This is a genomic window from Mycobacterium sp. 1245805.9 (genome assembly GCF_001672915.1).
GTDB lineage: Bacteria > Actinomycetota > Actinomycetes > Mycobacteriales > Mycobacteriaceae > Mycobacterium.
The window spans coordinates 1-13421 of the sequence record NZ_LZKR01000103.1 but is presented as its reverse complement, the minus strand read 5'-3'; the positions used below and the strand labels follow the sequence as shown (position 1 = coordinate 13421).

Below are 13421 nucleotides of genomic sequence, written 5' to 3'. Positions count from 1 at the left end.
GCAGAAGCCGCAGCCTTCGTGCGCAACTTCGCACGAAACGGCAATGCGTTGAGTTTCGAGGCGGGTGGCTACTACAAGCCGTTTGTTCGTCTGGCCAACGCAGGAGCCTGCCGCGTGAAGGTCAATGGCAACCCGGCGCGCACCGCCCGCGCACAAGACAACACCGTGCGCGTTGATCTGACAGGAGCCGCCGCGCAAACCGTGACCTACCAACATATCGATGTGGTCTGCTGACCTGACTCCGCGTGAACGGCTGCTGCCGGCCTGGCTGATCGGTACCCTGGGTGCGCTGATCGGGCTGGCGCTCGCCTTGATGTTCCCCCGCGAACGTCTGGAGGCTCGCCTGCTGGAGGGCGGCAAGGTCGATGCGCTGTCGGTGGCCTATCTGGAAGCCTGGTTGCGCGTGCGCCCGAACGATGGCGAGTTCTTGAGCGTGCTGGGTGCCCAGTATGTGCGCACGGGCCGGCTGGCAGAAGCCGAAGCCATGGTCGCTCGCATGCGTGCGCTGCACGACAAGACGCTCGACCGTGAAGCGCTGCTGCTTGATATCGCCATCCGGGAGCAACGCGCCTACGCGCTGCAGCCGAACGATCCGCAGCGCGCCGCCATGCTGGTTGACCTGCGTGGTCTGCTCAAGCAGGCGCTGGACTATCGCTGGACTGCGGCTGAGCTGGAGATGCTCGGCGCCAAGTCGCGTGGTTTGGATCAGGGCGCGATTGCCATCCAGTTCTATCAACGTCTGGCTAAACAGGACGTGGCGCGCGCCACGCAATGGCAGGCACGTACCGCCGAGATTGCGCTGGGCGTGGGCGAATACCGCGCCGCTGCGGCTGCCAACTTTGCCGCGCAGGCCACTGCCACGTCCGCCGCCGCCGCCACCCCCGCGGCGTCCACCCCGCTGGGGGATTTCCTGACGAACATCCTCAGCACCCCCTTGGGCTTCAACCCCCAGTCGGGCTGGTTCGGCCTGCTCAACACGTATGCCGACCAGTTCATCGCGGGCGGGATCCCGATCAACCTGCTCAGCTACCTGGCGCAGCTGAACGCGGCCCAATCGCTGCAGAGCGTCGGCAGCGACGTGGGCCAGGGCCTGGCCGAGGGCGAGGCCGCGCTGGGTGGGGTCGAGGCCGGCCTCGCCGACGCGGTCCGGGTGGCCGGATCGGCGCCGACCGCGGCCATGGGTGTCGGGGTTTCGGTCGGCAAACTGACGATGCCGCCCGCCACGGTGGGGATGTTGTCGGCCTCGAAACAGGCGGTGCAGCTGGCGGCGTCCGTCTCGCCCCTGGCCGCCGACGAATCCGGGTTGCCGTTCATGCCGCCGCCGATGATGCCGCCGGTCGCACCCCGCGACAAGAGCAAGCGCGGGGGCCGCGACTACGACGATCTCGAAATCGGGCTGGAGATCAAGGGGACCTTCATGACCCGCCCGCCCTCAGCGGGCTGAGTCGTCAGCGTCGGCGAGGGTGAAGTAGTTCTCTTCCTCCTGCACGAAGTGCAGGAGGAGCAGCGCGTACCGCCCCACACAATTCCATTCGGGAGACGGGTCTGTCGCCAGCCTGAAGCGGCGTCGCCTCGTTAAATAGGGCCGGGTGTCCCTGAACTAGGGACTCAGGTCACTAGAGAGGGTGGGCACGTTCCGGTGAACATTGCTGGCGTGACTGGCTTTTCTGCGCGGGGCTCGCTCCCGATCTCCACCATCACCGGCGACCCGGTGGCGCGCGTCGCCGCCGACGCCACGGTCGCCGACGCGGCCATGGCCATCGCGGACTGCGACGTCGGCGCCGTCGTGGTGGGCGACGACGAGCGGCCCGCGGCGATGGTGAGCGAGCGCGACGTCGTCCGCGTGGTGGCGGCCGGCAAGGATCCGGCCCGGGTCCCGGCCGCCGCTGTGGCCAGCACCAAGCTGGTGTGGTGCGACGCCGACGCGACGGTCGACGACGTGGCGGCCCGGATGATGGATCACTACATCCGCCACATCCTGGTGGAGCGCGACGGCGCGCTGGCCGGGATCGTCTCCGCGCGCGACCTGCTGGGCGTCTACGGCGCCTAGCCGGTCGCCGCCGCCGCCCGGGACTCCATCATGCGGTTGCGCACGATGTGCTCGACGAGGACCGGAACGAAGGCCTGCACGGGGGCGTCGACGAATTGCTGGGCGGCCTGCTCACACCAGTCCTTGATCTGCGCGGTGCGCCGCTCGTCGCCGAGCCCCTCGTGACGCGCCAGCTTGTCGGCGACCTCGGCCACGGACCGGGCGACGGCGGACGCGCCGGCCGGCGCGGCGTCGGGGTCGGCCACCCCGGCCCGTTGTAGCGCTTGGCGGGCGGCGTCCTCGGCGGAGTCCGGCCGGATGACGTGCAGCGTGACGTGCTGGCCGTCCTCGCCGAACAGGATCACACTGGCCGGCTCGTCGCTGGCGAAGCCCAGCAATTCGACCGTCTGGCCGGCGATCTCGACGAGCGCGGGCGTCTCGTGCCAGCCGTTGCGACGGTAGCCCACCATCACCACGCGCCCGAGACGGTCGGACAGCGACGCCACCAGGTCCGGCAGCTCGTCGGCCAATCGCGTGGACCGCGGCCACCAGGCCCCGTCGAGATGCTCCAGCGCGGATCGATAGGGCTTGAGCTGCAACCGATTCTCGTGCTCCACGCGACCACGGTACGACCGATGTGACCCGCGCGCGACTCGAGCGGCGCAGGTGACCGCGGTGTGTATCGGACGTGAACGGCGGGTGGCGCCAACCGGTTTGGGCATCCACGGGTTTGCCAAGAGACGACTCCAAAGACGACTAAAGCCCCTGTCGCGCCGAGGCCGTCATGGCGATGATTACCGGATGCCCACCGCTGTTGCCACCGAACCGGACGCGGCGCCGCTGACCGCCAAACAGGTCGCCGAAGCCTCGGTCGATCGGGTCCTGGACTGGCTGGACAGCTCGGCCGCCGGGCTGTCCAGCGCCGAGGCGTCCGCCCGCCTGGCGCGGCACGGCCCCAACGCCGTGCGGACCCATCACGTCAACGCGCTCGCCGTGCTGGGTCGCCAGCTGCGCAGCGCGGTGCTGATCCTGTTGGCCGGCACCGCGATCGTGTCGTACTTCCTGGGCGACAGCATGCAGGCGGTCATCATCGGCATCATCCTGGCGGCCAGCATCGGCTTGGGCTTCGTCAACGAGTACCGCGCCGAGCGCGCCGCCGCCGACCTGCACGGACGGGTGCACCACAACGCCCTGGCGCGCCGCGACTCCAAGTTCGTCACGGTCGCCGTCACCGAGCTGGTGCCCGGCGACGTGATCCGGCTGTCACTGGGTGAGGCCGTGCCCGCCGACGTCCGGCTGATCGAGGTCACCGGCCTGGAATGCAACGAAAGCATCCTGACCGGGGAGTCGACCGGATCGGAAAAGTCGCCCCGGCCGGCGCCCCCCGGCGCCACGCTGGCCGAATCGTGCGACCTGGCCTTCATGGGCACCATCGTCAGCTCCGGGGAGGGCGTCGGCGTGGTGTACGCCACCGGCCGCAACGCCGAATTCGGGCGCATCGCAGCGGGTTTGGATCAGCGCCAGCCCGAAACCGACTTTCAGGTGGGGCTGCGCAAGTTCTCCTACCTGCTGTTGCGGGTCGCGATCGCGCTGATGGTGATCATCCTGGCCAGCAACCTGCTGCTGGCCAAGCCGATCATCGACTCGGTGCTGTTCTCGCTGGCCATCGCCGTGGGCATCACGCCCCAGCTGCTGCCCGCGGTGGTCAGCACCAGCCTCGCGACGGGGTCGCGGCAACTGGCCAAGGCCAAGGTGCTCGTCAAACGGCTGGTGTGCATCGAGGACCTGGGCGACATCGACATCCTGATCACCGACAAGACCGGCACCCTGACGGAGGGCCAGCTCCGCCTGGTCGACGCGATCGACCCGGCCGGCGCGCACGCCGACCCGGTCCGCCGGCTCGGGCTGCTGGCCACCGACGTCGACCCGGAATCCGGTGGCGTCAGCGCCAACCCGCTCGACGCTGCGCTGTGGGAGTCGGATGGCGCGCGGGAATTGGTGGGCGACGGGGTGCGCCGGGTCGCGATCCTGCCGTTCGACCATGAGCGCCGCGCGACGTCGGTCCTGGTCGACGACGGGCAACGCGTCCTCGTGGTCAAGGGCGCGCCCGAGCAGGTGCTGGCGCGGTGCCGGGCGGCGTCGCCGGCGGCGGCGGAGACGCTCGCGGCCCTGTTCGCCGCCGGGCGGCGGGTGGTGGCCGTGGCGCTGCGGCCGGCGGGCGAGCTGAGTGCCGTCACCGCCGACGACGAACGCGACCTCGCGCTGGCCGGCTTCCTGGTCTTCGCCGACGAACCCAAACCCGCTGCGCGACAATCCCTCTCGCAGCTCGCCGCGCTGGGCATCGAGCTCAAGATCGCCACCGGCGACAATCCGCGGGTCGCCGAAAAGGTCTGCGCCGAACTCGATTTGGCGTCCAAGGGCACGGTCACCGGCGCGGAGCTCGAGCCCCTCGACGACGACGCCTTCGTCGAGGCCGCCCGGAACAACACGATCTTCGCCCGCATCTCGCCCGAGCAGAAGGCGCGGCTGATCGTCTCGCTGCGCCGCCACGGGCGATCCGTCGGCTTCCTCGGCGACGGCGTCAACGACGCGCTGGCCCTGCACGCCGCCGACGTCGGGATCTCCGTCGACAGCGCCACCGACGTCGCCAAGGACGCGGCCGACGTGGTGCTGCTGGAAAAGGACCTCGGGGTGCTGGCCACCGGAGTCGCCGAAGGGCGGCGGATATTCGCCAACACCATCAAGTACGTGCTGATGGGCACCTCGAGCAACTTCGGCAACATGTTCAGCGCGGCCGCCGCGTCGGCGCTGCTGCCGTTCCTGCCGATGCTGCCCAGCCAGATCCTGCTCAACAACCTGCTCTACGACAGCTCGCAGCTCGCGATCCCGACCGACCGGGTCGACGAGGAACAGCTGCACGCGCCGTCGCACTGGAACGTCGCCTTCATCCGCCGGTTCATGCTGATCTTCGGGCCGATCAGCTCCCTGTTCGACTTCCTGACGTTCGGGTTGATGCTGGGCGTGCTGCACGCCGGCGCCGTGGAGTTCCGCACCGGCTGGTTCGTGGAATCGCTTGCGACGCAGACGCTGATCATCTTCGCGATCCGCACCCGCAAGGTGCCGTTCTTCCGCAGCCGAGCCAGCGTCCCGCTGACCGTCACCAGCCTCACGGTGGTCGCCGTCGGCGTCGCGCTGACCATCTCGCCGCTGGCCCACACGCTGGGGTTCACGCCGTTGCCCTGGCAGTTCTTCGCCGTGCTGGGCGGCTTCGTCGGCGTCTACCTGGTCCTGGTGGAGCTCGCCAAGCTGATGTTCTACGCCGAGCCGATGAACCACACCGGGCAGCCGCACCGCACCCGCGGGGACGCGCACCGAATCCGCCGCCGCGCCGCGCGCTTCCACTACGCTCCGAGCTCATGAGCGAAGATCAAGCGCTGGTCATCGTCGCCGGTTACCAGGACCTCGAAGCGGCTCGCCGGGACTTCGAAACGCTGGCCGAGCGAACCAAAGCCAAGGACGTCGCGCTGCGGGGCGCGGTGCTGGTCGGCAAGGACGCCGACGGCAATGCCGTGCTGCTCGACACGGGCAACCGGCTGGGCCGCCGGGGTGCGGCGTGGGGGGCGGGCGCCGGCCTGGCGGTCGGCCTGTTCTCGCCGGCGCTGCTCGCCACGGCGGCGGTCGGTGCCGCCGCCGGCGCGCTGGCGGGCACGTTCGCCGACCACCGGATCAAGAGCGGACTGGCCGACAAGATCGGGCAGGCGCTGGCCGCGGGCAGCGGCCTGATCATCGCCGTGACGCCGGCGGAGGGCCGCCTGGGCGTCGAGCAGGCGTGCGCCGGCTCGCCGATGAAATCCGTTGCGGAGCTGAGCCGTTCGACGCTGCGCAGCCTGGGCGCGGCGCTGGAAGAGGCGATGGGCAAGTTCAACCCCGACCGCACCCGGCTGCCGTTGCCGCAGCGCGCCTTCGGCGGCACCATCGGGCGCACCATGGCGGACTCGGTCGGCGATTGGACGATCGTCCCCGGCGCCAAGGCGCCCGACGGCGCACCGAACGTGCTGATCGTGCTCATCGACGACGCCGGGTTCGGCGGCCCGGACACCTTCGGGGGCGCCATCCGGACCCCGACGCTGACCCGGGTGGCGCAAAACGGGTTGACCTACAACCGCTTTCACGTCACCGCGGTCTGCTCGCCGACCCGCGCCGCGCTGCTGACGGGGCGCAACCACCACCGGGTGGGCTTCGGGTCGGTGACCGAGTTCCCCGGTCCCTTCCCGGGCTATTCCTCGGTCCGGCCGCGCAGTTGCGCCGCGCTGCCCCGCATCCTGCGCGACAACGGTTACGTGACGGGCGGTTTCGGCAAGTGGCACCTGACCCCGGACAACGTCCAGGGCGCGGCGGGCCCGTTCGACAACTGGCCGGTGGGCTGGGGCTTCGACCACTTCTGGGGCTTCCTGTCCGGCGCCGCCGGCCAGTACGACCCGATCATCACCCAGGACAACTCGGTCGTCGGCGTGCCCGAGGGCAAGGACGGCCGGCCCTACTACTTCCCCGACGACCTCACCGACAAGGCGGTCGAATGGCTGCACGCCGTGCGGGCGCAGGACGCCGAGAAGCCGTGGCTGATGTACTACTCGACCGGCGCCACCCACGCGCCGCACCACGTGTTCGCCGAATGGGCCGACAAGTACCGCGGCGAGTTCGACGAGGGTTGGGATGTGTACCGGCGCAAGACATTCGAACGCCAGAAGCAGCTCGGCGTCATTCCGCCCGACGCCGAGCTCACCGAGCGGCCCGACCTGTTCCCGGCATGGGACGGCCTGTCGGACAACCAGAAGAAGCTCTTCGCCCGCCAGATGGAGGTGTTCGCGGGGTTCTCCGAGAACGCCGACTGGAACGTCGGCCGGCTGCTCGACGCGATCGAGGATCTCGGCGAATCCGACAACACGCTGGTCTTCTACATTTGGGGCGACAACGGCGCCAGCATGGAGGGCACCGTTACCGGTTCGTTCAACGAGATGACGTTCCTGAACGGGGTGCTGCTCGACGCCGACCGTCAGCTGGAGCTCATCGAGCAGTACGGCGGCATCGAGGCGCTCGGAAACGAGTTCACCGCACCGCATTTCGCGAGCGCATGGGCGCACGCCAACAACACCCCGTTCCAGTGGGGCAAGCAGATGGCCAGCCACCTGGGCGGCACGCGCGACCCGATGGTGGTGGCCTGGCCGAGCCGGATCCGGCCCGACGCCGCGATCCGCGGCCAGTTCACCCACTGCATCGACATCGCGCCAACGGTGTTGGAGGCCATCGGTTTACCGCAGCCGGTCAGCGTCGACGGCTTCGAGCAGGAAGCCATGGACGGGACCAGTTTCGTCCACACCTTCGACGACCCCGCGGCCGACGAGCGCCACAGCGTACAGTACTTCGAAATGTTCGGCAGCCGCGCCATATACAAGGACGGCTGGTGGGCGTGCACCCGGCTGGACAAGGCGCCGTGGGACCTCTCCCCGGAGACGCTGGCCCGATTCGCGCCCGGAACGTACGACCCGGACAGCGACGTTTGGGAGCTCTACTACCTGCCCGACGACTTCTCCCAGGCGCGCGACCTCGCCGCCGAGCATCCCGACAAGGTCGCCGAGCTCACCCGGCTGTGGTGGCAGGAGGCCGAACGAAACCGGGTGCTGCCGCTGCTGGGCGGGCTCGCGGTGATGTTCGGCAGCCTACCGCCGCTGCCGACCACCACCCGGTTCACCTTCAAGGGCGGCGTGCAGAACATCCAGCGCGGCATGGTGCCCCGGATCTTCGGCCGCTCGTACGCCATCGAGGCGCGGCTGGTCGTCCCGGACGGCGGCGCGCAGGGCGTGATCGTCGCCGACGCCGACTTCATCGGCGGGTTCGCGCTGTGGGTGGACGAGGAGCGGCGGCTGCGCCACACCTACTCGTTCCTCGGCGTGGACACCTACAAGCAGGTGTCCACCGAGCCGATTCCCACCGGGGACGTGACGGTGCGCATGCTGTTCGAATCCGACCAGCCGGTCCCGGGCTCGGGTGGGCGGGTGACGCTGTGGGCCGACGACCGGCAGATCGGTGAGGGCTCGATGGCCAACACGGTGCCGCTGGCGTTCACGTCCTACGCGGGGATGGACATCGGGCGCGACAACGGCCTGGTGGTGGACCGCGACTACGAGGACCGGGCGCCGTACGCGTTCACCGGCACCGTCAAGGAGGTCGTGTTCGACCTCAAACCCGTCCACCCCGAAGCCGAACAGGCGCTGCACGAGCACGCGGCGATGCAGGCCGTCGGGCGCGGGGCCGCGGGCTGAAGGGCGCTACTGCTGGGCGCGGGCGCCGCTCCCGCCGCCGAGGCCGGACTGGATGCCCCGGTTGATCTGGTCGGCGACGGAGGAGCCGCCGTTCGAGACCGTTTGCGGGCAGCTGCAGGACAGATCGTTGAACACGCTGGGGTCAGCGCCGGCCGGTGCCGCGATCGAAATCGCCATCCCGACGGCGACAGCGGCGCCGGTTAAAATTCTCGATACCACGTAGTCAGTTCTCCGAGCTGGTAGGTGATAGCGGGAGTGTAGGACCGGCAGATATTGCGAGAGCGACCGTGCGCGTTGCCGTCAGGTTAAGAAAAAAGCACGCTCGCTGTGAGGTCAGGACGCGTACTTGGGGCAGTACGCCCGAATGCTGGCGCCGACGAAGTACCCGGCGTGGTAGCCGTCCAGGCTGCTGTTGCTCATGACGGTGGACGCGACCTGGTTCACCGTCCGGCCGGTGTCCAGCTCGTCGCAGACCTCGTGGCCCGCGATCAGGGCCTTGTCGGGCGAACCGAAGTGGATGCCCTTCGCCGTCAGCGCCGCCAGGAACGCGTCGTCGCTGGTGTCGGCGCGCGCGGTGGTGGCCGCCAGGGGAGCGAATGCGGCCAACACGACCAGCAGGGCGAGGCGGGTCATCGTCACTTCGCCCCCTCCCTCGTCAGCGACATTGCCGGCGGAATTTCCGCACACTACAGCTTTACCCGATGCGGCGATCAATTAATTCAAATCAGGGCGACACGAATGGCGTTCGGGCCGCCGGATTCCGCGATTTAAAACCGGCGTTATGCCGTTACGACGGCACGTCCGCGTATTGCGGGCAGTACGCGCGTTCGGCCAGGGCCACGAAGTAGCCGGCGTTGTCGCCGTCGATGCCGCTGCTGTTCATCACGTCGGTCGCGATCTGTTCCTGCGTCTTGCCCATATCGAGCTGGTGACACACCAAATGGCCCGCCGCGATCGCGGATTTGGGCGACTCGTGCTCGATGCCGTGGTTGTGCAGCGCCGTGATGAACGCGTCGTCGGTGCCGTCGGCGTAAGCCGGCGGGGCCGCCGTCACCGGACCGAGCAGCGCGACCGCCGGGATGAAGCCGGCGGCCAACAACCCGAGCCGCAGGCGAGGCTTGCGGGTACCGGTGCTCGTCATTTCTAATACCCCCAAGGTTCTGAAGTTCCGTTGTTTGACGACTGAAGGTTCGGCCGCCAACGTTGCAAGCAGGTTACAGCTCGCCATCATCTAATCATCGCGGATATTGCGAACAACGCAACAATGGTTCCCGCCGGCCGTACCCGCGCTGGTTCTCGCTCGTCGTCCTGGCGGCCTGCGCGGTGAGCGTCGCGGGCTGTGACGTGCGCCACGTGTCGGCGGCCAGCGCCCGGGATCTGGCCGGCACCTTGCATTCCGGCGGCATGGACCGCACGTACACGTTGCACGTGCCGCCCGGCGACCCGGTCGCCTTGGTGCTCAGCCTGCACGGCGGGGGCGGAACCGGGACCGGCCAGCAGGGCCTGACCGACTTCGACGCCGTCGCCGACGCCAACCGCCTGCTGGTGGCCTATCCCGACGGCTACGACAAGAGCTGGGCCGACGGGCGGGGGGCGTCCCCGGCGGACCGCCGCCACGTCGACGACGTCGGCTTCCTGGTCGCGCTGGCGGGAAAGCTGCAGAGCGACTACAACATCGCGCCCGGGCACGTCTTCGCGACCGGCATGTCCAACGGGGGCTTCATGTCCAACCGGCTCGGCTGCGACCGCGCCGACGTCTTCGCCGCGATCGCGCCGGTGGCCGGCACGCTGGGCGCGGGCGTGGCCTGCCACCCGTCGCGTCCAGTGTCCGTGCTGGCGGCGCACGGAACCGCGGACCCGCTGGTGCCGTTCAACGGCGGGGACGTGCGCGGTCGGGGCGGGCTCAGCCACTCCGTCTCGGCGCCCAGCATGGTCGACACCTGGCGTTCGGCCGACGGGTGCCAGGGCGATCCGTCGACGCAGGCGCTGCCCGGCGTGGGCGACGGCACCGTCGTGCACCGCTTCGACTCCGCGGCCTGCGCGGGGTCCACCGAGGTGATCTTCTACCGGATCGACAACGGCGGGCACACCTGGCCGGGCGGCAAGCAGTATCTGCCCCAGGCGATCATCGGGCGCACCTCGCGCGCCCTGGACGCCTCGGAGGTCATTGCCCAGTTCTTCCTGGCGCACGTCCGGAACTAGCGGAAGCGGTTACTATGCCTCATGGCCGTGACAAGGGCATCCCTTTGAAACTCAATCGATTTGGTGCGACCCTGGCCGTTCTGGCCGCCGGTGTGGCGATCGTGTCGGCGTGCGGCAGCGACAACCACGCCGCCGGTCCAAGCGGCACGACGGGCTCGCCGGCGAAGGTGCCGTGCGGCGGCAAGCCGACCCTGCGGGCCAGCGGTTCCACCGCCCAGGCCAACGCGATGACCCGTTTCGTCAAGGCCTTCGAGCAGGCCTGCGCCGGGCAGTCCCTCAACTACACGGCCAACGGCTCCGGCGCCGGGATCGGCGAATTCGTGGGCAATCAAACCGATTTCGCCGGCTCGGACTCGCCGCTGAGCAAGGACGAGTACGCCCGCGCGCAGCAGCGCTGCGGCTCGCCCGCGTGGAATCTGCCGGTGGTGTTCGGCCCGATCGTGATCGGCTACAACGTCAACGGCGTGGGCGCCCTGAACCTCGACGGCGCGACCGCGGCCCGGATCTTCAACGGCGGCCTCACCGCCTGGAACGACCCGGCGATCGCGGCGCTCAACCCCGGCGTCACGTTGCCGGCCGAGCCGATTCGCGTCGTGTTCCGCAACGACGAGTCCGGCACCACCGACAACTTCCAGCGATATCTCGACAGCGCCTCCAACGGCACGTGGGGCAAGGGGGCCGGCAAGACGTTCAACGGCGGCGTCGGCGAGGGCGCCAAGGGCAACGACGGCGCCGCCGCCGCCGTCAGGACCATCGAAGGGGCGATCACCTACGTCGAATGGTCGTTCGCCCAGGCGCAACACCTGAACACGGCGAAGATCCTCACGTCGGCCGGCCCGGACCCGGTGACGATCAGCCCGGAATCGGTGGGAAAGACCATCTCGTCGGCCTTTTTCATCGCCAAGGGCAACGACCTCGCCCTCGACACCATCTCGTTCTATCGGCCCAACCAGCCCGACGCGTACCCGATCGTGCTGGCGACCTACGAGATCGTGTGCTCGAAATACCCCGATCCGCAGGTCGGCGCGGCGGTTAAGGCGTTCCTGCGCAGCACCATCGGCGCCGGCCAGGACGGGCTCGCCGACAACGGGTACGTCCCGATCCCGCAGGAGTTCAAGTCGCGGCTGTCGACCGCGGTCGACGCCATCTCATGAGCCATCTCATGAGGCTCGTCAGCGATAGCGCGGGCAGTACGCGGCGATGCTCGCGCCGATGAAGAAGCCGGCGCGATAGCCGTCCAGGTTGCTGTTCGTCATCACCTCGGAGGCGATGTCGGACTTCTGCTTGCCGATGTCCAGCTCGTCGCAGACCTCATGACCGGCGACGATCGCGGCCTGCGGGGAGGCGAATTCGATGCCCTTGTTCTTCACCGCCGTGACGAACAGGTTGTCGACGGCGTCGGCGCGCGCGGGCGCGCAGACCACCACGGCGAGGCTCAGCAGCGCCAGGGCGAGGCCGGCGGATAGGCGTGTTCGGGTGGTGGTCATCGCTGGGACCTCCCGCCCGGTAGTGATGGGGCCCGTCGGGCCGCTGTGCACTGAGATCATTGCATGCCGACCTGACAGGAGGGGCACCAATACCTGACCCGATCGCCGCCGTCGTCGTAGCGGATGCGGGTGCCGCAGCGACGGCAGGGTTGCCCGGCGCGCCCGTAGACCCACAGCTGCCGGCCCGGCCGGGTGTCGCCGGTGGTGCAGCGGTTCCAGCGGAAGCGGTTGGCCCACAGCATGTCTCGGGCGCGGGACACCAGCCGGCGCGGGTCGGCGAGCGCCGCGACGGGCGCGGTGGGCGCCTGGCCGCTGACGAAACACAGCTCGTTGCAATAGACATTGCCGATGCCGGCCAGCACCCGCTGGTCCAGCAGCGCCTCGCCGAGGGGCCGGTCGGGGTCGGCCGCCAGGTTGGCGGCGGCCCGGTCGGCGTCCCAGTCCGGGCCCAGCAGATCGGGTCCCAGGTGCGCGACCGCGTCCTGGTCGGCGTCGCGCTCCAGGATCTCCAGCACACCCAGGTCGACGCCGACCGCCCGAACGCCGTTGGCCTCCAAGATGATCCGGGCCCGGTGATCCACCCGCACCGGGCGGCTGCCGACCCGCCAGCTGCCGTCCATCTTCAGGTGCGAGTGGATGCTGGCCCGCCCGACCCGGATGAACAGGTGCTTGCCGCGGCTGAGCACCTCGTCGACCGCCTGTCCGGTCAGGTCGACGGTGGCAAACCGCGGCACCCGGACGTCGCAGCGCGTCAGCGTGCGCCCGGCCAGGTGCTCGCGCAGCACGGCCGCGGTGTGCCAGACGGTGTCGCCCTCGGGCATGGGTTATCGCAACCGCATTCCGCGTGGGGTGCGGGCGAACCCGGCGTCGGCCAGCGCCTCGACGGCCGGGTTCGGTCCCCCGGCGCGGGGTTGCAGCGCCGGCGTGCCGTCGATGCGTTCCACCAGGATCGACGCGACGCGCCGGGCGGCCACCAGGTCGGCCAGCGCCGCGGCCGCCGCATGGTCGGCCGCGGGGTCGTCGGTGAACGTCAACAGCGACCGCCCGCCGCGCTCCAGGAACCAGGCCAGCTGGCCGTCCACCAGCACCACGAGGGCGCCGGCCTTGCGGCCGGGGCGCGCGCCTTCGGCGCCCGAGGCGGGCCAGGGGAGGGCGGCGCCGTAGGGGTTGGCGGGATCGCCGGCGGCCAGCGCGACCGCCCGGTACTCCGGGCGTTCCTGGTCGACGTCGTCGGTGTAGCTGCGCAGCCGGTCGACGGTGGACGCGACGGCGAACTGGGCGCCGCCCAGCGACTCGACGAAGTAGCCGCGCTGGCACCGGCCGGCCTCCTCGAACGTGCTGAGCACCTTGTAGAGGGTCGCGAACCCGCCCGGCACGCCCTCG

At 69.8% G+C, this 13421-nt stretch carries 13 protein-coding genes and 1 pseudogene; 7 read left to right on the top strand and 7 right to left on the bottom strand.

Translation table 11 applies throughout. The features are described from left to right. The 3 genes from A9X00_RS31345 to A9X00_RS14900 all read left to right on the top strand — a co-directional run. Positions 1–234, top strand: a 234-nt coding sequence (locus tag A9X00_RS31345; protein WP_197515177.1) for a hypothetical protein, incomplete at its 5' end; no start/stop codon positions are given. Next, complete coding sequence (locus A9X00_RS31340; RefSeq protein ID WP_067154560.1) at positions 221–1444, top strand: hypothetical protein; 1224 nt, start codon at positions 221–223, stop codon at positions 1442–1444. The genes A9X00_RS31345 and A9X00_RS31340, both read left to right, overlap by 14 nt. A 210-nt stretch (positions 1445–1654) precedes the next feature. Further along, positions 1655–2050, top strand: coding sequence for a CBS domain-containing protein (locus A9X00_RS14900; RefSeq protein WP_067154557.1), 396 nt, complete (start codon positions 1655–1657; stop codon positions 2048–2050). Here the strand turns inward: A9X00_RS14900 and A9X00_RS14895 are convergent. Next, the gene (locus A9X00_RS14895; RefSeq protein WP_067154555.1) at positions 2047–2646 is read right to left on the bottom strand and encodes a DUF5994 family protein; all 600 of its coding nucleotides are present in this window, start codon (positions 2644–2646) and stop codon (positions 2047–2049) included. The genes A9X00_RS14900 and A9X00_RS14895 overlap by 4 nt on opposite strands. A gap of 184 nt (positions 2647–2830) precedes the next feature. On the opposite strand from A9X00_RS14895, the gene mgtA reads away from it, so the two are divergent. Beyond that, positions 2831–5449 (top strand): magnesium-translocating P-type ATPase, encoded by a 2619-nt coding sequence (gene mgtA / locus A9X00_RS14890; RefSeq protein ID WP_067154552.1) that lies wholly within the window; start codon positions 2831–2833, stop codon positions 5447–5449. Further along, on the top strand, positions 5446–8349 hold the full coding sequence (locus A9X00_RS14885) for an arylsulfatase (RefSeq protein WP_067154549.1): 2904 nt from the start codon (positions 5446–5448) through the stop codon (positions 8347–8349). The genes mgtA and A9X00_RS14885 overlap by 4 nt, the downstream gene beginning before the upstream one ends. A 6-nt stretch (positions 8350–8355) precedes the next feature. Here A9X00_RS14885 and A9X00_RS31920 read toward each other — a convergent pair whose 3' ends face one another. From A9X00_RS31920 to A9X00_RS14870, 3 genes are all read right to left on the bottom strand, one after another. Next, a complete protein-coding gene (locus A9X00_RS31920) occupies positions 8356–8526 on the bottom strand; it encodes a hypothetical protein (protein WP_232006822.1) in 171 nt (56 codons plus the stop codon). Positions 8527–8682: 156 nt separating this feature from the next. Next, positions 8683–8982 (bottom strand): DUF732 domain-containing protein, encoded by a 300-nt coding sequence (locus A9X00_RS14875; RefSeq protein WP_067154567.1) that lies wholly within the window; start codon positions 8980–8982, stop codon positions 8683–8685. A gap of 154 nt (positions 8983–9136) precedes the next feature. After that, a complete protein-coding gene (locus A9X00_RS14870; RefSeq protein ID WP_067154544.1) occupies positions 9137–9490 on the bottom strand; it encodes a DUF732 domain-containing protein in 354 nt (117 codons plus the stop codon). Positions 9491–9672: 182 nt separating this feature from the next. Here A9X00_RS14870 and A9X00_RS14865 point away from each other — a divergent pair, with 182 nt between their 5' ends. Next, on the top strand, positions 9673–10551 hold the full coding sequence (locus A9X00_RS14865) for a PHB depolymerase family esterase (protein WP_232006820.1): 879 nt from the start codon (positions 9673–9675) through the stop codon (positions 10549–10551). Between the two features lie 44 nt (positions 10552–10595). Beyond that, positions 10596–11705: a phosphate ABC transporter substrate-binding protein PstS gene (gene pstS, locus A9X00_RS14860; RefSeq protein ID WP_067154541.1), complete on the top strand. Its 1110-nt coding sequence runs from the start codon at positions 10596–10598 to the stop codon at positions 11703–11705. A gap of 18 nt (positions 11706–11723) precedes the next feature. Here the strand turns inward: pstS and A9X00_RS14855 are convergent, their stop codons facing one another. From A9X00_RS14855 to A9X00_RS14845, 3 genes and pseudogenes are all read right to left on the bottom strand, one after another. After that, complete coding sequence (locus A9X00_RS14855) at positions 11724–12038, bottom strand: DUF732 domain-containing protein (protein ID WP_067154538.1); 315 nt, start codon at positions 12036–12038, stop codon at positions 11724–11726. 56 nt (positions 12039–12094) lie between these two features. Next, positions 12095–12859 carry an endonuclease VIII Nei2 gene (gene nei2 / locus A9X00_RS14850; RefSeq protein ID WP_067154535.1) on the bottom strand — a complete coding sequence of 255 codons (765 nt, stop codon included), beginning with the start codon at positions 12857–12859 and terminating at the stop codon, positions 12095–12097. Positions 12860–12862: 3 nt separating this feature from the next. Next, a pseudogene (locus tag A9X00_RS14845) lies at positions 12863–13421 on the bottom strand (ATP-dependent helicase); the annotation flags it as partial.

Bases quoted from the DNA above. Each gene is read 5' to 3' on its own strand.
- A9X00_RS14885 (WP_067154549.1), top strand. From the start codon at position 5,446: ATGAGCGAAGATCAAGCGCTGGTCATCGTCGCCGGTTACCAGGACCTC.
- A9X00_RS31920 (WP_232006822.1), bottom strand. From the start codon at position 8,526: ATGGCGATTTCGATCGCGGCACCGGCCGGCGCTGACCCCAGCGTGTTC.
- nei2 (WP_067154535.1), bottom strand. From the start codon at position 12,859: ATGCCCGAGGGCGACACCGTCTGGCACACCGCGGCCGTGCTGCGCGAG.
- A9X00_RS14875 (WP_067154567.1), bottom strand. From the start codon at position 8,982: ATGACCCGCCTCGCCCTGCTGGTCGTGTTGGCCGCATTCGCTCCCCTG.
- A9X00_RS14855 (WP_067154538.1), bottom strand. From the start codon at position 12,038: ATGACCACCACCCGAACACGCCTATCCGCCGGCCTCGCCCTGGCGCTG.
- mgtA (WP_067154552.1), top strand. From the start codon at position 2,831: ATGCCCACCGCTGTTGCCACCGAACCGGACGCGGCGCCGCTGACCGCC.
- A9X00_RS31340 (WP_067154560.1), top strand. From the start codon at position 221: ATGTGGTCTGCTGACCTGACTCCGCGTGAACGGCTGCTGCCGGCCTGG.
- A9X00_RS14870 (WP_067154544.1), bottom strand. From the start codon at position 9,490: ATGACGAGCACCGGTACCCGCAAGCCTCGCCTGCGGCTCGGGTTGTTG.